20 protein-coding genes are annotated in these 17712 nt (G+C 70.6%); 12 read left to right on the top strand and 8 right to left on the bottom strand.

The window, feature by feature from the left end; translation table 11 throughout:
• Positions 1-165 precede the first annotated feature (165 nt).
• Positions 166-1788: a solute symporter family protein gene (locus OHS16_RS25035; protein WP_328539499.1), complete on the bottom strand. Its 1623-nt coding sequence runs from the start codon at positions 1786-1788 to the stop codon at positions 166-168.
• Complete coding sequence (locus tag OHS16_RS25030) at positions 1785-2150, bottom strand: DUF485 domain-containing protein (protein WP_328539498.1); 366 nt, start codon at positions 2148-2150, stop codon at positions 1785-1787. The genes OHS16_RS25035 and OHS16_RS25030 overlap by 4 nt, the downstream gene beginning before the upstream one ends.
• Positions 2151-2397: 247 nt before the next feature.
• Between OHS16_RS25030 and OHS16_RS25025 the strand changes: the two genes are divergently transcribed.
• On the top strand, positions 2398-3918 hold the full coding sequence (locus OHS16_RS25025) for a S8 family peptidase (RefSeq protein ID WP_328539497.1): 1521 nt from the start codon (positions 2398-2400) through the stop codon (positions 3916-3918).
• Between the two features lie 66 nt (positions 3919-3984).
• Positions 3985-5340 carry a CoA transferase gene (locus tag OHS16_RS25020; RefSeq protein WP_328539496.1) on the top strand — a complete coding sequence of 452 codons (1356 nt, stop codon included), beginning with the start codon at positions 3985-3987 and terminating at the stop codon, positions 5338-5340.
• An 8-nt stretch (positions 5341-5348) separates the two neighbouring features.
• On the opposite strand, the gene OHS16_RS25015 is transcribed toward OHS16_RS25020, so the two are convergent.
• From OHS16_RS25015 to OHS16_RS25000, 4 genes are all read right to left on the bottom strand, one after another.
• The gene (locus OHS16_RS25015; protein ID WP_328539495.1) at positions 5349-6389 is read right to left on the bottom strand and encodes a zinc-dependent alcohol dehydrogenase family protein; all 1041 of its coding nucleotides are present in this window, start codon (positions 6387-6389) and stop codon (positions 5349-5351) included.
• Positions 6390-6426: 37 nt separating this feature from the next.
• The gene (locus OHS16_RS25010) at positions 6427-7107 is read right to left on the bottom strand and encodes a lysoplasmalogenase (RefSeq protein ID WP_443042694.1); all 681 of its coding nucleotides are present in this window, start codon (positions 7105-7107) and stop codon (positions 6427-6429) included.
• A complete protein-coding gene (locus tag OHS16_RS25005; protein WP_328539494.1) occupies positions 7104-7991 on the bottom strand; it encodes a sterol desaturase family protein in 888 nt (295 codons plus the stop codon). The genes OHS16_RS25010 and OHS16_RS25005 overlap by 4 nt, the downstream gene beginning before the upstream one ends.
• A 111-nt stretch (positions 7992-8102) precedes the next feature.
• On the bottom strand, positions 8103-8864 hold the full coding sequence (locus tag OHS16_RS25000; RefSeq protein WP_443042693.1) for a VIT1/CCC1 transporter family protein: 762 nt from the start codon (positions 8862-8864) through the stop codon (positions 8103-8105).
• A gap of 85 nt (positions 8865-8949) precedes the next feature.
• On the opposite strand from OHS16_RS25000, the gene OHS16_RS24995 reads away from it, so the two are divergent.
• The 5 genes from OHS16_RS24995 (at position 8950) to OHS16_RS24975 (ending at position 13693) form a co-directional block, all read left to right on the top strand.
• Positions 8950-9936 carry a DEDDh family exonuclease gene (locus OHS16_RS24995; protein ID WP_328539493.1) on the top strand — a complete coding sequence of 329 codons (987 nt, stop codon included), beginning with the start codon at positions 8950-8952 and terminating at the stop codon, positions 9934-9936.
• A 59-nt stretch (positions 9937-9995) separates the two neighbouring features.
• Entirely contained in the window at positions 9996-10229 is a 234-nt protein-coding gene (locus OHS16_RS24990; RefSeq protein ID WP_328539492.1) for a hypothetical protein, read from the top strand.
• Between the two features lie 84 nt (positions 10230-10313).
• Entirely contained in the window at positions 10314-11102 is a 789-nt protein-coding gene (locus OHS16_RS24985; RefSeq protein WP_328539491.1) for an SURF1 family cytochrome oxidase biogenesis protein, read from the top strand.
• 30 nt (positions 11103-11132) lie between these two features.
• Complete coding sequence (locus OHS16_RS24980) at positions 11133-12932, top strand: glycoside hydrolase family 15 protein (protein WP_328539490.1); 1800 nt, start codon at positions 11133-11135, stop codon at positions 12930-12932.
• A gap of 5 nt (positions 12933-12937) precedes the next feature.
• Entirely contained in the window at positions 12938-13693 is a 756-nt protein-coding gene (locus OHS16_RS24975) for an SDR family oxidoreductase (RefSeq protein WP_328539489.1), read from the top strand.
• Between the two features lie 48 nt (positions 13694-13741).
• On the opposite strand, the gene OHS16_RS24970 is transcribed toward OHS16_RS24975, so the two are convergent.
• Positions 13742-14428, bottom strand: a complete 687-nt coding sequence (locus OHS16_RS24970) for a hypothetical protein (RefSeq protein ID WP_328539488.1) — start codon at positions 14426-14428, stop codon at positions 13742-13744.
• Positions 14429-14521: 93 nt separating this feature from the next.
• Between OHS16_RS24970 and OHS16_RS24965 the strand changes: the two genes are divergently transcribed.
• The 5 genes from OHS16_RS24965 to amaP are packed head-to-tail and all read left to right on the top strand — an operon-like array spanning position 14522 to position 16811.
• The gene (locus OHS16_RS24965) at positions 14522-15013 is read left to right on the top strand and encodes an Asp23/Gls24 family envelope stress response protein (protein WP_328539487.1); all 492 of its coding nucleotides are present in this window, start codon (positions 14522-14524) and stop codon (positions 15011-15013) included.
• 28 nt (positions 15014-15041) lie between these two features.
• On the top strand, positions 15042-15233 hold the full coding sequence (locus tag OHS16_RS24960; protein WP_328539486.1) for a hypothetical protein: 192 nt from the start codon (positions 15042-15044) through the stop codon (positions 15231-15233).
• Positions 15230-15574: an Asp23/Gls24 family envelope stress response protein gene (locus OHS16_RS24955; RefSeq protein ID WP_328539485.1), complete on the top strand. Its 345-nt coding sequence runs from the start codon at positions 15230-15232 to the stop codon at positions 15572-15574. Before OHS16_RS24960 ends, OHS16_RS24955 begins: the two co-directional genes overlap by 4 nt.
• A complete protein-coding gene (locus OHS16_RS24950; RefSeq protein ID WP_328539484.1) occupies positions 15571-16224 on the top strand; it encodes a DUF6286 domain-containing protein in 654 nt (217 codons plus the stop codon). The genes OHS16_RS24955 and OHS16_RS24950 overlap by 4 nt, the downstream gene beginning before the upstream one ends.
• An 8-nt stretch (positions 16225-16232) precedes the next feature.
• Positions 16233-16811, top strand: coding sequence for an alkaline shock response membrane anchor protein AmaP (amaP, locus tag OHS16_RS24945; RefSeq protein ID WP_328539483.1), 579 nt, complete (start codon positions 16233-16235; stop codon positions 16809-16811).
• A gap of 44 nt (positions 16812-16855) precedes the next feature.
• Here the strand turns inward: amaP and OHS16_RS24940 are convergent, their stop codons facing one another.
• Positions 16856-17647, bottom strand: coding sequence for an enoyl-CoA hydratase/isomerase family protein (locus tag OHS16_RS24940; protein ID WP_328539482.1), 792 nt, complete (start codon positions 17645-17647; stop codon positions 16856-16858).
• Between the last annotated feature and the right edge of the window lie 65 nt (positions 17648-17712).

The following is a 17712-nucleotide window of genomic DNA, read 5'->3' as shown; positions in this document are numbered from 1 at the left end:
TGTGGGCCCCCTCCCTGACTGGGAAACTGTATGCAACCGAGCCTACGCGACGCCGGTGACAACAACAGGGCCGATTGCCACGAGGTACGCGGGGGCCGCGTCGTAGATCCCTACTACGACGCGGCCCCCGTCGGTGCCGCCGGCCGGTGCTGCCGCCGGCGGCGGTCAGTGCGCTTCGAATCCGGTGAGCGACTTGACCTCCAGTTCTGCGTACTTGCCCCGGTCGGGCTCCTCCTTGGAGAGCAGCGAGCCGAGCCAGCCGAGCAGGAAGCCCAGCGGAATCGAGATCAGACCCGGGTTCTCCAGCGGGAACCAGTGGAAGTCGACGCCCTTGAACATGGAGGTGGGCTTTCCGGACACGACCGGTGAGAAGAGCACCAGGACCACGGACGAGACGAGTCCGCCGTAGATGGACCACAGGGCTCCACGGGTGGTGAACCGCTTCCAGAAGAGGCTGTACAGAAGCGTCGGCAGGTTGGCGGATGCCGCGACGGCGAAGGCCAGCGCCACCAGACCCGCGACGTTCAGATCGCGGGCGAAGGCACCGAGGACGATGGCGACGGCGCCGATCGCCACGGTCGCCCAGCGGGCCGCCCGCATCTCCTCCTTCTCGGTGGCCTTGCCCTTGCGGATGACGTTGGCGTAGATGTCGTGCGCGAAGGACGAGGACGAGGCCAGGGTCAGCCCCGCGACCACCGCGAGGATGGTGGCGAAGGCGACGGCCGAGATCACCGCGAGCAGGATCGAGCCCCCGGTGGACTCCCCGCCTCCGCCGATCTCCAGGGCGGCCAGCGGAGCCGCCGTGTTGCCCGCCGGGTTGGAAGCGATGATGTCGGCGGGCTTGAGCAGTGCCGCGGCGCCGAAGCCGAGCACGATCGTCATCAGGTAGAAGGCGCCGATGATTCCGATCGCCCAGTTGACCGACTTACGGGCCGCCTTCGCCGTGGGGACCGTGTAGAAGCGGATCAGGATGTGCGGCAGTCCCGCGGTGCCGAGCACCAGCGCGATGCCGAGCGAGATGAAGTCCAGCTTGGTGGTCCCCGACGCGCCGTACTTCAGCCCGGGCTCCAGGAAGGCCTTCCCCTTGCCGCTGTTGGTGGCGGCGGTGCCGAGCAGGTCGGAGATGTTGAAGTGGTACTTCAGCAGGATCAGGAAGGTGATCAGTACGGTGCCCGCGATCAGCAGTACCGCCTTGACCATCTGCACCCAGGTGGTGCCCTTCATCCCGCCGATGGTGACGTACACGATCATCAGCACGCCGACCAGCGCCACGATCGCGATCTTTCCCGTGTCGCTGGTGATGCCGAGCAGCAGGGAGACGAGGACCCCGGCGCCCGCCATCTGGGCCAGCAGATAGAAGATCGAGACGACGATGGTCGATGTGCCCGCCGCGGTACGGACGGGGCGCTGGTGCATCCGGTACGCCAGCACGTCGCCCATCGTGTAGCGCCCGGAGTTGCGCAGCGGCTCCGCGACCAGCAGCAGGGCCACCAGCCACGCGACCAGGAAGCCGATCGAGTAGAGGAAGCCGTCGTACCCGAAGAGGGCGATGGCTCCCGCGATCCCCAGGAAGGAGGCGGCGGACATGTAGTCGCCTGAGACGGCGAGACCGTTCTGGAAGGCGGAGAACTGCCGGCCGCCCGCATAGAAGTCCGACGCGCTGCGGGTCTGGCGTCCTGCCCAGACGGTGATCACCAGTGTCGCCACCACGAACACCGCGAACAGGGTGATGATCAGCGGCCGGTGCTCCGATGTGGCGGACGCGGCGAGCTGGACGGCGGAGCTCATACGTCGGCCTCCATGCGGGACTTGATCGCGGCGCCCTTCGGGTCCAGCGTTGCCGCGGCATGCCGGGCGTAGAGCCAGGCGATGAGGAAGGTGGTGAGGAACTGGGCGAGGCCGAACACCAGGGCCACGTTGATGTGGCCGAAGACCTTGGTACCCATGAGGCCGCCCGCGTAGTTCGAGAGCAGGACGTACAGCAGGTACCAGATGATGAAGCCCGCGGTCAGCGGAAAGGCGAAGGAGCGGTGGGCGCGGCGCAGTTCACCGAACTCCGCACTCTCCTGCACCTCGATGAACTTCTCTGTCGTGGACGGCGCCGGGCTGGTGCCCGTCCCGTCCGGGGGCTGCAGTGCACCGGTGGCCACGGATTCTCCTCACGACGCGGGGACAGGGGATGTGTCGTGGGACCAGGAGGTCCCCGACAACGGCACGGGGCGCACAGCGAATCGGTTCAACATCCCGGCATTCCCGCCGGCCTTTCCACGGTTCCCGTCGGACCGTTCTCGGCGAACCGATTGATGACCCCGAACGTCCGGCGCTACCTTCACTCGTCATGTACCCGCCCAACTGCGACCCCCGGTGGGGCGGTTGACGCGATGATGTGGAGAACCCATGGCGCATCTGGCATCCGGTCGGCGGCGGGCTCTGGCCCTGCCGGCCGGACTGGCACTTCTCGCCTCACTCGGCTTCCTGCCGGGTTCGGCCACCGCGGAGCCGCCCGGCGCCCCGGCACAGGCCGCCGGCCCCGATCTCTCGTACGTCGTCAACACCCGCACGGACCACCGGACGCTCGAATCGGTCCGGCACGCGATATCCCGGGCCGGCGGTTCGGTGGTGATCAGCTACGACAAGGTGGGTGTGATCGTCGCGCATTCGGACGACCCGGACTTCGCGAGAACCGTCCGCAGGGCCAGGGGGGTGGACTCGGCCGGCGCCACCCGCACCGCGCCGCTGCCGGCCCAGTCCACAACGGATGTGGGCACCCCGCTGAAGCTCTCGGCCCAGCAGCAGAAGGCACTGGCCGCACAGGCTTCTCCCGGCGAGGACCCGTACGAGCCGCTCCAGTGGGATCTGAAGGCAATCAAGGCCGACAAGGCGCACCACAAGACCCTCGGCAGCCCGGCCGTCACCGTCGCCGTGATCGACACCGGGGTCGACGACACCCATCCGGACATCGCACCCAACTTCGACCGCCGCGCGTCGGTCAACTGCGTCGCGGGCAAGCCGGACACGACGGACGGCGCCTGGCGTCCGACCGCGGAGGAGAGCCCGCACGGTACGCATGTGGCGGGGGAGATCGCCGGTGCGAAGAACGGCATCGGGATCACCGGCGTCGCTCCCGGGGTGAAGGTGGCCGGCATCAAGGTGGGCACGACGGCCGGCTTCTTCTACACCGAGGCCGTCGTCTGCGGCTTCATGTGGGCCGCCGACCACGGCGTCGACGTGACCAACAACAGCTATTACACCGATCCGTGGTACTTCAACTGCAAGGACGACCCGGACCAGAAGGCCCTGGTCGAAGCGGTCACCCGGGCCTCGCGGTACGCGGAACGCCGGGGGACGGTCAATGTCGCGGCCGCGGGCAACGAGAACTACGACCTCACCTCGCACTCGATCACCGACTCGTCGAGCCCCGACGACGGCGCGCCGGGTACCCGCACGGTCGATCCGTCCAAGTGCCTCGATATCCCCACCCAGTTGCCCGGGGTGGTGACGGTTGCCGCGACGGGTGCCAGGAACCTGAAGTCCTCGTTCTCCAACTACGGTCTCGGCATTGTCGATATCGCGGCCCCGGGCGGCGACTCCACCGCCTACCAGCCACCGGAGGCTCCTGCCACCAGCGGGCTGATCCTCGGACCGGTACCGGGCGGAGGCTGGGCGTACATGGCGGGGACCTCCATGGCATCGCCCCATGTCGCGGGTGTCGCGGCCCTGATCAAGTCCAGGCACCCGCATGCCTCCCCCGGCGTGGTCAAGGCGCTGCTGGCCGCCGAAGCGGACCGGCTCGCCTGCCCGGTGCCGTACGACATCGACGGTGACGGCGTCGTGGACGCGGTCTGCAAGGGCGGCAGGGTCCACAACGGGTTCTACGGGCCGGGCCTGGTCGACGCGCTGCACGCGGTGACCAGGTAGGGAACCGGCGGGGCCGGGGGCGGAACCGTCGTCCGGCCCCACCGGGACATGCGGCACAGTGTCGGCATGACACCCGTATCCCCCACAGGAACACCGGCAGAGCAGCGGGCCTGGGAGGCACTCGGCGGCGATCCTTCGCTGCTCGCGTCCATCACGCACACCGGGCCCTGTGGGCTGCTGCCGGCCCGGCTGCCGGTCATGGACCTGGCCCGGGGCACGGTGGCGGTGTGTTCGCTCGCCGCTGCGGAGCTCGCAGCGGCACGCACCGGAGGGCCGCTCCCCCGGGTCCGGATCGACGCCGGCGCGGTGGCGACCGCCTTCGTCAGTGAACGCCATCTGCTGGTGGACGGGCGCGCACCGGTGTCCTTCGCCCCGCTCTCCGGGTTCTGGCGCGCGGCCGACGGCTGGGTGCGCACCCACGCCAACTACCCGCACCACAGAAAACGGTTGCTCGGCGCACTGGGGCTGCCGGCGGACGCGGGTGCCGCCGCGGTGGCCGGTGCACTGGCGGACCGTGCGGCGCAGGAGACCGAGGAGACGGTGTACACCGCAGGAGGGCTCGCCGTCGCCCTGCGCACCCCCGAGGTCTGGGCGGCCCACCCGCAGGGCGCCGCGGTCGCCGCGCGCCCGTTGCTGACGTTCGAGCGCACCGGCGGCGGGCCCCGGCGGCTTCCGGCTCCGGCCTCCGCAGGTCTGCCCGCCTCGGGGGTGAGGGTCCTCGACCTGACCCGGGTCATCGCCGGGCCCGTCGCCACTCGTACGCTCGCGCTTCTCGGCGCCGACGTGCTGCGCATCGACGCACCTCAGCTGCCGGAAAGTCAGGACGCGCACAGTGACACCGGGTTCGGGAAGCGGTCCGCGGTGCTCGACCTCGCCGGCCGCTCGGGCCGGAGAACGTTCGACCACCTGCTCGCGGACGCCGATGTGGTGGTCACCGGATACCGTCCCGGAGCACTGGAACGGTTCGGTCTCGGTCCGCAGGATCTCGCGGCACGGCGCCCTGGTGTGATCGTCGCCGAGGTGTCGGCCTGGGGCCGGTACGGGCCCTGGGCAGGCCGGCGGGGCTTCGACAGCCTGGTCCAGGTGGCCTCCGGGATCGCCTCCGTCGAGGGCGGCCCGGACGGTCCGGGGGTTCTTCCCGCCCAGGCGCTCGACCACGGGACCGGCTATCTGCTCGCCGCCGCCGTACTGCGCGCCCTCACCGAAGGCGGCGGTCATCTGGCGGGTCTGGCGCTGGCCGGTACGGCCGCCTGGCTGCTGGACTCCCCCCGCTACGACCCGCGGGACTGGCTGACGGAGACCGGGAGCCCGGTGGGGCGGCTGCGCCATGCGCTGCCGCCCGTCGGCTTCGACGGCGGCCCGGCGAACTGGTCACGTCCGCCGGGAACCTGGGGCTCCGACGCCCCGGTCTGGGCCGGCTGACCCGTCGCCTACTTGACGATCACCTTGAGGGCGGTGCGCTCGTCCATCGCCCGGTAGCCCTCGGGCACCCCGTCGAGACCGACGACCCGATCGAAGACGGGCGACGGGTCGACCGATCCGTTCAGGATGTCGGGGAGCAGCTCGGGGATGTAGGCACGGACCGGGGCGACGCCGCCGCGCAAGGCGATGTTGCGGTCGAACATGTCACTGAGGTCGAGACCGGTGCCGCTGCCGTGCGGGACGCCGACATAGCCGACGGCGCCACCGTCGCGGGTGATCGCGACGGCTGTGCGCATCGACTGCTCGGTGCCGACGGCCTCGATCACCGAGTGCGCTCCCTGGCCACCGGTCAGTTCGCGTACCGCCGCTATGGCCTCCTCGCCACGGACCGCGACCACATCGGTGGCTCCGAACGTCTTCGCGATATCCGTGCGGGCCTGATGGCGGCCCAGCGCGATGATGCGCTCGGCGCCGAGCCGCCTGGCGGCCAGTACACCGCAGAGTCCGACGGCGCCGTCCCCGACCACCGCGACCGTGGACCCGGGGCGCACACCCGCGCCGAGAGCGGCGTGGTGGCCGGTACCCAGGACGTCGGAGAGCGCCAGCAGTCCGGTGAGGAGACGGTCGTCGGACGCCGCATCGGCCGGCAGCCCGACGAGTGTGCCGTCGGCGAACGGCACCCGCACCGCCTCGCCCTGACCGCCGTCGGAGCCGACCGAGCCCCAGAAGCCGCCCTGCGGGCAGGAGGTGTGCAGGCCGTCCGCGCAGTACTCGCAGGTTCCGTCGGACCAGACGAAGGGGGCGACGACCAGGTCACCCACCGCGAAGCCGTTCACTTCGGAACCGGCCTCCTCGACGATGCCGAGGAACTCGTGGCCGATGCGCTGACCCGGCACCCGCGCTGCCGTGCCGCGGTAGGCCCACAGGTCGCTGCCGCAGATGCAGGCGCGCAGCACCCGCACCACCGCATCGGTGGGCTGCTGGATCACGGGATCCGGCACCTCTTCGACCCGGATGTCATGAGGGGCGTGGATGACGGTGGCACGCATGGGGTGGATCCTTGCTGATCGGACGAATGAACGAATGTCACCGTACGCCGGATACCGTGCCGTCGCGTAGCGCGGGCGCCGGGGACTGCCCTGCCGCGTACCGCAGGGCCCCGGAAGCGAGCAGATACTGGGCCGCCAGATAGGTCCCCATGACCCAGAGACCGGGACAGGGCAGCTGCGGACGATGGGCGACGCCGGTGGCGATCAGGGTGTCCGAGATCAGGAAGAGCGCACCGCCGACGGCGGCTGTGGTCCCGAGCCTGCTCGCGCGGTACGCCATCGCCGTGAGCAGCAGCGAGTAGCAGACGACCGGGATGCGCAGCCCGGCGGGCAGGCCGGGCCAGAGGGCGGCCACGGTGGCGACGAGCGCGATGCCGTATCCGGCGCCGAGCAGCGGATGGGTGCGTCCGCGGCCGAAGAGCATCAGATAGCAGACATGTCCCGCCGCGAAGGAGGCCATTCCCGCGAGGAAGGCCGCGTCCGTGTCGAGGAGAAGCAAGGTGTCGCCGCCCCAGCCGAAGAGCAGAGCGGCGATGAGCAGCCGGGGACCACCGCGGGCATACACATGGGCTGCCAGGAGGGGCATCAGCAGGGGCTTGGCGACGACATGGACGATGTGCGGGCCGGCCGGAAGGACCGCGAGGTCGGCCAGCGCCACGAGCCCGAAGGCGAGCAGCAGGGACCGCGCGGCCCGCTCCCGGCCGTACGGCAGGGTCACGCGACGTGCTCCGCCACTGTCTCCGGGGCGGCGGCGGGTACACCGGCCGGCCGCGGGCCCGGCTGCCACCCGGGCCCGCGGAAGACCCGTCCCGCACGCTCCCGCCAGCTCCCGGCGGCGCGTACGTCCCGGGCTATCGCGGCGTACTCGTGGGTCGCCACACGCAGCGGGTTGTAGGTGTCGATGTTCTTGGTCAACCCGAAGACCGGTCGCACGGTCTCCACCGTGAAGGATCGGAACAGCCGGTCCCACACGATCAGGATGCCGCCGAAGTTGCGGTCCAGATATCCGCCCTGCGAGGCGTGGTGCACCCGGTGGTGCGAGGGAGTGTTGAGCAGGAACTCGAAAGGCCGCGGCAGCTTGTCGATGCGCTCGGTGTGCACCCAGAACTGGTAGACGAGATTCGCCGACGAGCAGAAGGCCAGCGCCGCGGGGTGGACGCCGAGGGCGATCATCGGCACGTAGAAGGGCCATACGGTCAGTGACGTCCACGGCTGGCGCAGCGCCGTGGAGAGGTTGAACCTGCGGCTGGAGTGGTGCACGACGTGGCAGGCCCACAGGATCCGGATGACGTGGTGGCCCCGGTGGGACCAGTAGTAGAAGAAGTCCTGCCCGAGCAACATGAGCGGCACGGTCCACCACAGGACCGGGATGCGCAGCGGGGTCAGTTCGTAGACCGCGGTGTAGATCGCGACGATCGGGATCTTCCAGGCGAAGTCGAAGACCAGGCTGCCGAGACCCATCCCGATACTGGTCGCGGCGTCCTTCGTCTCGTATCCGGCGGCATCCTCATCGGGATGGAACCGGTAGCTCACCACCTCCACAACGGTGAGCAGGACAAAGGCCGGTATGGACCACAGCACGACATCGGGCAGGTTCGGCATGCAAGCACCGTAGGGGTGTCCCGTCGGCCACCGCTAGATGTTGTTACCCACAAGTATGTGAGACTTTCTGTCAGCGTCCTTTGGTGACTTCTGCCAACGTCCGCTCCGCCGTCAGGCACCCGCGGCGCCGAGGAGTGCCCCCGCCGCGTAGGTGACCGCCATTGCCAGCGCCCCGCCCGCCATGTTCCGCCACACCGCGACGGCGACCGGGGCCGCACCGAGGCGGGCACTCCCCCAGCCGGTCATCGCGAGTGCCACCAGTACGGACAGGACGGTCACATGGAGACGGGCCGGAGCGGGCGGCAGCACGATCGCCAGCAGTGGCAGGAGGGCCCCGACGGTGAAGGCCAGGAAACTGGCGCCCGCCGCATGCCAGGGATCGGTCAGGTCGTCGGGGTCGATACCGAGTTCCACCTCGGCGTGGGCGCGCAGCGCATCGCGCTCGGTGAGCTGCTCGGCGGCCTCTCTCGCCAGGTCGGGCCGGAGGCCCTTTTCCTCCAGCAGACCTGCCAGTTCCTCGAGTTCGGCCTGTGGTTCGTCGCGCAGCTCACGCTTCTCGGTGGCCAGCGCCGCCTTCTGCGAGTCGCGCTGGGTGGACACCGAGACGTACTCGCCCGCCGCCATCGACATCGATCCTGCCAGCAGTCCTGCGAGCCCCGCGGTGAGCAGTGCGGAACGCGAGTCCGTGGCGCCCGCGACACCGACGACCAGACCTGCTGTGGAGACGATGCCGTCATTGGCCCCGAGCACCGCGGCCCGGAGCCAGTTGAGGCGTGCTCCGAGGCCGTTCCGGTGGGGTTCGTCATGGCCCGTCCCGCGCTCTGTCCCCTGTGCCGCGTTCTGCGTCGTGTCCTGCGCCGGCTCTTCATTCACTCGGGAAGGATCCCACCGGCCGGGCCCCGGACGGAGCCCAATTCCACCGTGGTTCGGGTGTTGTCACCACGGGCCCGTATTCTCTGTGACCATGCTCGACGACCCTCAGACAGCAGCGACAGTGTGGCCGGCCGCGTATCCGCAGGGGTACGCGGTCGTCGACGTGGAGACCACCGGGCTCGCCCGTGACGACCGGATAATCTCCGCCGCCGTGTACCGGCTGGACGGCCGGGGGAACGTCGAGGACCACTGGTACACACTGGTCAATCCCGAGCGGGACCCCGGCCCCGTCTGGATCCACGGTCTGACCAGCGATGTACTCGAGGGCGCCCCGCTCTTCCCGGAGGTGGCCGCGGAGTTCGCCACACGGCTCGACGGACGGGTGCTGGTCGCGCACAACGCCATCTTCGACTGGCAGATGATCGCCAGGGAGTACGCCCGTGCCGAACGCGTCGCGCCGGTCCGTCAGCGGCTGTGCACCATCGCACTCTCCAAGGAACTGGCGCTGCCGCTGCCCAACCACAAACTGGAGTCGCTCGCCGCGCACTTCGGCGTCGTACAGCAGCGGGCCCACCACGCCCTGGACGACGCACGGGTGCTCGCCGAGGCGTTCCGGCCGAGCCTGCACGCCGCGGCCCGGGACGGGGTGCGGCTGCCGCTCCTGGAGTGCCGGCCGCTCACCGAGTGGTCGGACGCACCGGCGACGCCTCGGGTCGGCTACCAGGCCTCCTACCGCCAGACCAGCTGGCGCCCGTCCCGGAAACGGCCGGCCTGCCCCTACCCGAACCCGGGACGGTACGAGCCGGGCAAACCGCTCGCCCAGGGCATGCGGGTCGCCTTTTCGGGTGACACATCGGTGGACCGTGAACTGCTGGAGGACCGCGCCGCCGATGCCGGGCTGCATGTGGCGACCAGCCTCTCCCGGCTGACCAGCCTGCTCGTCACCAACGACCCCGACTCGGCGACCTCCAAGACCGTGAAGGCCAAGTCCTTCGGTACCCCGGTCGTCGACGAGGCCGCGTTCACCCAGTTGCTGCGGGACGTCGTACCGGTCCCGCAGACGGGTGATTGAGGGACGACTCGCCCATCACTCCCTCGCCCTCGCCGTCCCCGGGTTCCACCCTGTGGCGCATGGCACGTTGCGAGGTATGCGGAAACGACTACGGCATGTCCTTCGAGGTGCACGCGCAGGGCGCTGTGCATGTCTTCGACTGCTTCTCCTGCGCCATTCACCGGATGGCGCCCATCTGCGAGCACTGCCGTGTCCGGGTGATCGGGCAGGGCGTGGAGGTCGACGGGCAGTGGTTCTGCGGCGGCCACTGCGCCCGCGCGGAGGGGAAGGTGGGCATCGTCGACAAGGTCTGACAGGCCGCAGGGTCCGCGTTCAAGGCCCGCCCCCGGGAGGACCCCCCGTCCGGGGGCCATTTCATGCCAGGTACCGTCAAAGGCGTGTACCGCTTCCTGTTGACCCGGCAGTGGGTGATTCTCACCCTTGTCGCACTCGTCCTGATGCCGACGATGATCAAGCTGGGCTTCTGGCAGCTGCACCGCCACGAGCACAAGGTCGCGCAGAACGCGCTGATCGCCGAGAACCTCAGGGCCAAGCCGGTTCCGGTCGACGAGCTGACCTCCCCCGGGCACACGGTTCCGCACTCCCAGTACTGGCGTCAGGTCACCGCCACCGGCACCTTCGACACCGCCGACCAGGTCGTCGTGCGGCGCAGGACCTCGGCGGACGGCACGGTCGGTTACCACGTCCTGACCCCCTTCGTCCTGGACAACGGCAAGCGGGTGCTGATCAACCGCGGCTGGATCCCGGACAACGGCAGCCAGATCACTCTGCCCAGAATCCCGGCAGCACCGAGGGGCAGGCTGACGGTGACCGGACGGCTGATGGCCGATCAGACGACGGCGGACAGCGGCATCAAGGACGTGAGCGGGCTGCCGCCCCACCAGGTGATGCTGATCAACAGCGCCCAGCAGGCGAAGGCACTGGGCAAGCCGGTGCTCGGCGGCTACATCGAGCAGACCGCGCCCGAGCCGAAGGGCGACACCCCCGAACTCATCCCGACACCGGAGCACAGCGATATCGGCCCGCATATGGCCTACGCCGTGCAGTGGTGGCTCTTCACCGCCGGAGTGCCCGTCGGATGGGTGGTGCTGGTACGCCGCGAGAAGCGCGACCGGACAGCATCGGCATCGGCGGCCGTACCGGAGCACACCCCCGTGGCTGCTTAACACGGCCCGCTCAAGGGAAGACGCCAGAGCGTGACGCAACGCATCGAGGACTACGCCCTCATCGGCGACCTGCAGACAGCGGCCCTGGTGGGCAAGGACGGCTCCATAGACTGGCTGTGCCTGCCCCGCTTCGACTCCGGAGCCTGCTTCGCCGCCCTGCTCGGGGACGACGACAACGGCCACTGGATCCTCGGGCCGGCGGAGGGCGGCGACTGCACCCGGCGCGGCTACGTCGGGGACTCCCTGGTCCTGGAGTCCGTCTGGGAGACCCCGAGCGGCACGGTCAAGGTCACCGACTTCATGCCGCAGCGGGACACGGCTCCGGACATCGTGCGGATCGTGGAGGGCGTCTCGGGCGAGGTGGCCATGGCCGGCACGCTCCGGCTGCGGTTCGACTACGGATCCGTGGTGCCGTGGATGCGCCGCACGAACGGCCATCGTGTCGCAGTGGCGGGCCCCGACTCGGTGTGGCTGCGCAGCGAGCCGCAGGTGAAGACCTGGGGTCAGCATTTCTCCACCTGTTCCACCTTCACGGTCGCCGAGGGCGAGAAGGTGGCGTTCGTGATGACCTGGCACCCCTCGCACGAGCCGCGGCCCGACCTCGTCGATCCGTACGAGGCGCTGGAGAACTCGCTGACCGACTGGCACGAGTGGTCGGCACGCTGCCAGTACGAAGGACCCCACCGCGACGCCGTGATCCGTTCGCTGATCACCCTCAAGGCGCTCACCTACCGGCCGACCGGCGGAATCGTTGCCGCACCGACCACCTCGCTCCCCGAGGAGATCGGCGGCGTGCGCAACTGGGACTACCGGTTCTGCTGGCTGCGCGACTCCACACTGACCCTGGGTGCGCTGCTCGCCTGCGGCTATGTGGACGAAGCGGCGGCCTGGCGGGACTGGCTGCTGCGTGCGGTGGCGGGCAACCCGGGCGATCTGCAGATCATGTACGGACTGGCGGGCGAGCGAAGACTGCCCGAGGCCGAACTGGTCTGGCTGCGCGGCCATGAGGACTCCGCACCGGTACGGATCGGCAACGGCGCTGTCGACCAGCTCCAGCTCGATGTGTACGGCGAGGTCATGGACTCGCTGCACCTCGCCGCGACAGCAGGGCTGGCCGGCGAGGCGCACGCCTGGAACCTCCAGCTCAGTCTCCTCGGCTTCCTCGAGTCGCGCTGGCGCGAGCCGGACGAGGGGCTCTGGGAGGTGCGCGGACCCCGCCGCCACTTCGTGCACTCCAAGGTGATGGCCTGGGTGGCCGCCGACCGGGCCGTGCGCACGCTGGAGAGCGACCCGAAGCTCCGCGGAGACGTGGAGCGGTGGCGCAGGATGCGCGACGAGGTGCACCGCGAGGTGTGCGAGAAGGGATACGACCCGGAGCGCAACACGTTCACCCAGTCCTACGGCTCCACGGAGCTTGACGCCGCGACACTGCTCATCCCCCAGGTCGGCTTTCTCCCTCCGGACGATCCCCGGGTCGCGGGCACGGTCGACGCGGTACGTGCGGAGCTCAGCCGTGACGGTCTGGTACGCCGTTACAGCACCGGGGGCCCCGCGGTCGACGGCCTGCCCGGCGACGAGGGCACCTTCATCGTCTGCTCGTTCTGGCTGGCCGACTCCTTGCGGCTGATCGGCCGTGTCGAGGAGGCGGAGGCCCTCTTCGAGCGGCTGCTGACGCTCCGCAACGACGTGGGGCTGCTGTCGGAGGAGTACGACCCGGTGGCAGGACGGCAACTGGGCAACTTCCCGCAGGCCTTCAGCCACATCGGACTGGTGAACACCGCTCTCGCGCTGGCCCGCGGGACGGGACCGAGGCAGCAGGATGCAGGATAGGACCCATGGATCTTGGACTGAAGGACCGCGTCTACATCGTCACCGGAGCCACCAGGGGGCTGGGCCACGCCTCCGCGCGTGAACTGGCATCCGACGGAGCGAAGATCGTCATCACCGGACGGGACGCGAAGACCGCCGAGGCGGCCGCGGCGGAGCTCGGCTCCGATGTGCTCGGTGTCGCCGCCGACAACGCCGACCCCGGCACGGCCGCCCGGCTCATCGCCACCGCACGCGAACACTTCGGGCGGTTCGACGGCATCCTCATCAGCGTCGGCGGCCCGGCCCCCGGCTCCGCGGCCTCCGCCACCGACGACCAGTGGCAGACGGCTTTCGAATCGGTCTTCCTCGGCGCGGTGCGGCTGGCCCGGGCGGCGGCGGCCGAACTCTCCGACGGCGGTGTCATCGGTTTTGTGCTCTCCGGTTCGGTCCATGAGCCCATCCCCGGCTTGACGATCTCCAACGGCCTCCGCCCCGGCCTGGCCGGCTTCGCGAAGTCGCTCGCCAACGAGGTCGCCCCGCGCGGTATCCGGGTGGTCGGCCTGCTGCCCGGCCGTATCGACACGGATCGGGTGAGGCAACTCGACGCCCTGGGCGGCGACCCCGAGGCCGCACGCTCGAAGAGCGAGGCACGGGTGCCGCTGGGACGGTACGGCACACCCGATGAGTTCGGCCGGGCCGCAGCGTTTCTGATGTCACCCGGCGCGTCCTACGTGACGGGTGTGATGCTGCCGGTGGACGGCGGTTTCCGGCACGGCTTCTGAGCCGAGGAGCGCACGGGCGGAACGCCCCGGGCCCGTCAGGGGGCGGGCTCAGGGGAGCTCCACCGTGGTGACCAGCACCCCAACCGACGACTCCCCCTGGGCCGCCCCGGCCACCGCGGCCCGCACCGCCAGTGCCACGCTCAGCGCCCGGTGGCCCGCCGCCACCGCGATCTCCACCCGCACATGGCCCGCGGCCGTGTGCACGGGTGCCCCCAGCACACCGGTGAGTGAGGCGACCCCGGGCACCGCGGCCGCCGCCTCCGCAGCGGGCCCCCGCACCGCGGTGGTTCCCCTGTCCGGCGCAACCGGCCGGGGCCGATACGGCACCGCTTCGAGCAGCCCTGTCACCCGTACGTCCATCCCAGTGACCAGGAGGCCGATCCGGTCCGCGCAGAACGGCACCAGCACGCCGCGCAGCCGCTCCGCGGCGGCCGGGATGGAATCCGCGCCCGCCAGGCCTGCCGCCTCCGCCTCGATGCGCAGCGGACCCGGCGGCAGCGCGCCCGGTGGTGACGGAACCAGTGGCTCGGCGTGGAATTCGGGGTCGGCAGGGGCCAGCCGCACCTGATGCAGCACCAGTCCCGGAACATTCTCCGCCGCCCGCATCAGCACAGCCGCCGCCGCTTTTTCGGCGATCCATGAACCGTCCGCCGCGCCGCCCAGGGGCAGCAGCCTGCCGAGACCGAGCCGGCTGCGTACCGCGCGTGCCCACCCGTCGTTCGCGTCGCCCGTCATGCACCCACCCTGCCGTATCCCCGGCGCGGAACGGGGCAAGCACACATAACGTGGGCGATGAAATCCGCTTTCGCTCGAAAGGGACATATGGCGATGAGTGACATGACGCAGCAGAACCCGCCCGACGACTCGGGAAGCCGTCCGGCCGGCCAGGAGCCGCGAAGGTCCGATATCAGCAAGCGCGGCGGCGGGAGCCCCGCTTCACGCGGGCGCACCACCATCGCCGACGGAGTGGTGGAGAAGATCGCCGGCCTCGCTGCCCGCGATGTCGTCGGCGTCCACGCGATGGGCAGCGGGATCTCCCGCACCTTCGGCGCGATGCGGGACCGGGTGCCCGGCAGCGGCAAATCCGTCTCGCGCGGGGTGAAGGCCGAGGTCGGCGAGGTCCAGACCGCGCTCGATCTGGAGATCGTCGTGGACTACGGGGTCTCCATCGCGGATGTCGCACGCGATGTGCGCGAGAACGTCATCTCGGCGGTGGAACGTATGACGGGTCTGGAGGTCGTCGAGGTCAACATCGCCGTCAGCGATGTGAAGCTGCCCGACGAGGAGGACGACGAGGAGCCGGAGTCCCGCCTTCAGTAGACCGGTACCTTCCGCTTAGGAGCTCTCAATGAGTATGGCTGTGGTCGGCCTGTTGGCCGGTATGGCGCTTGGCTTCGCCGGCTACTTCGGCGGCTTCGGAGCATTTCTGCTGGTGGCCGCCCTCGGAGCGGTCGGCTTCATCGGAGGCAAGTTCCTCGACGGTGACCTCGAAGCCGGAGACGTGTTCCGCGGCCGCGACCACCGCGGCGGGCGGCGATGACCGCTCACGTGGCGCCTTCGGAGCGCGGGTCGACCCGGATCGCCGACCGGGTGGTGTCCAAGATCGCCGCGCAGGCGGCACGGGAAGCGATCGGTGCAGTGCCCGGTGACGGCTCCGCCCCGCACGCCGCCGTCACGGTGCACGAGTCGCGGGCGCGGGTGCGCATCAGTGTGGAGCTCGGCTATCCGTCCGACATCGGAGCCCAGTGCGCCGCCGTACGCCGACAGGTCAAGCGCCGGGTCCAGACGCTCGCGGGCATGGAGGTGCCCGAGGTGGCGGTTCAGGTCGAACGGCTGCACTCCGCGCACACCGCCCGCGCCGACCGGGGAAGGGCCCGATGAACGAACCCGAGAACACTCAGGGCCCGCCGGTCGCCGAGCGGGCGCCCGATGCGCAGTCCGGCAGGTCCGGGTCCGCGCCGGGCCACCGTCCGGCGGCCCCCGCCGGACGCGCGAAGCGTTTCTGGTCGGCGCGCCGCACCCCGGCCACGCTGCTCGCACTGGTGGTGGTCGGGGCTTCGGGCCTGCTGCTCTACGACGTCGCGTCGGTACGTGCCGGGCGCCCCGCGATGCACTGGCGCCGGGTGCTCGCCGACGAGCTCGCGACCCGTCCGCTGGACAACATCTGGATCGAGGTGGGCGCGGCAGCCGCGATGGCCGTCGGGCTGTGGCTGATCGTTCTCGCCGTCACCCCGGGGCTGCGCTCGGTGCTGCCGATGCGACGGGAGAACCCACAGGTCAGGGCCGGACTCGAAAGGGACGCCGCCGCTCTGGTGCTGCGCGACCGGGCCATGGAGGTACCAGGCGTGCAGTCCGTGCAGGTCCGGATGAAGCGCTCCAGGGTCGCCGCGCGGGCCCGCTCGCATTTCCGTGAACTCGACGACGTACGGACCGATCTGGACACCGCGCTGCGCGCGGGGATCACCGAGCTGGGACTGGCGACGGCGCCCCGGCTCTCGGTGCATGTCCGCCGTCCTGCCAGGAAGGGGTGAAGGGCTCGATGCTGAAGTCGGTCAACCGGGTACTGCTGGGCGCGGCGGGTCTGGTGCTGCTCGCCATCGGCGGTGCCGTGCTGGCGTCGGGGCTCGGTCTCCCGGTCCCCTCGTGGTGGCCCTTCGACGGCCGGCACGACGTCCTGCTGAGCGTGCGGGGCCGGGACAGATGGCGGGACGAGGGGTGGTGGTGGCCCGTGGTCATCGCGGCGCTCGCGATCGTCCTCCTGCTCTCCCTGTGGTGGCTGCTCTCCCAGCTGCACCGCTCGCGTCTCTCCGAGGTGCTGGTGGACAGCGGTGACGGAGAGGGGGCGCTGGTGAGGGGCCGGGCGCTGGAGAACGTGCTGTCGAGCGAGGCGGAGTCCCTGCACGGCGTGGACCGGGCGCGCGCCGCGCTGCGGGGCCGGCGGACCGCGCCCGAGGCCCGGATGAGACTGGTCCTCGAGGCGCACGCCCAGCCGACGGCCACCCTCGCGGAGCTCACCACCGGCGCGCTGGCGCATGCCCGCGATTCGGCGGGCCTGGCCGAGCTTCCCGCCGAGGTCCGGCTGCACGCGGCCAAGCACCGCGCCCAGCGGGTGTCGTAGCCGGGCCGGCGCTCCGTGTGACCAGGGCGGCCGGAGCCGGGCCCTCAGTCGGAGAGGCCCGCGAGGTCCCGCAGCCGGCGGGCCTGTGCCGCCCGCTCGGCCACCCGCTGGTCCTCGTACGTACGCTCCGACGCGCCGCGCAGCAGTGCCTTGGTCTCGATCACCGCGTCCCGCGGGGCTGCGAGGAGAGCGGCAGCCAGGTCCGAGACCGCGCTGTCGAGTTCCGCGGCGGGCACGGCGAGGTTCGCAAGCCCGGTGCGCACCGCCTCGTCGGCGTGGACATAGCGGCCGGTGGCGCAGATCTCCAGCGCACGGGCGTATCCGACGAGGCCCACCAGGGGATGTGTTCCGGTGAGGTCGGGGACGAGCCCGAGACTGGTCTCGCGCATGGCGAACTGCACGTCCTCGGCGACAACCCGCAGGTCACAGGCGAGGGCGAGCTGGAATCCGGCGCCGATCGCATGGCCCTGGACGGCGGCGATCGTGATCAGGTCGGGCCGGCGCCACCAGGTGAACCCCTCCTGGTACTCGGCGATGACCGCATCGAGCTCGGCGTCCTCACCGCGCGCCAGATCGAGGAAGGACGGCTCGCCGTCGAAGCCCTCAGGCGTGAACGCCTGCCTGTCCAGGCCCGCGGAGAAGGACTTGCCTTCGCCGCGCAGCACGACGACGCGGACGGTACCCGGCAGCGACCGTCCTGCTTCCGTCAACGCCCGCCACAGAGCGGGAGACTGGGCGTTGCGCTTGTCAGGGTTGGTCAGGGTCACCGTGGCAACCGCGTCCTCGACGGTGAGCCGTACGCCGTCCTTGTCGAGCACGTAGTCGAGCGAGGTCATGGGAGTCTCCGGTTCGGTGCAGACAGTTAAGTGACTGCACAGTAACCACCCTGCCGGCCCATCGG

The sequence above is a fragment of the Streptomyces sp. NBC_00344 genome (genome assembly GCF_036088315.1).
GTDB lineage: Bacteria > Actinomycetota > Actinomycetes > Streptomycetales > Streptomycetaceae > Streptomyces.
The sequence above is the reverse complement of the archived record's forward strand: the minus strand, read 5'-3'. Positions and strand labels throughout refer to the sequence as shown.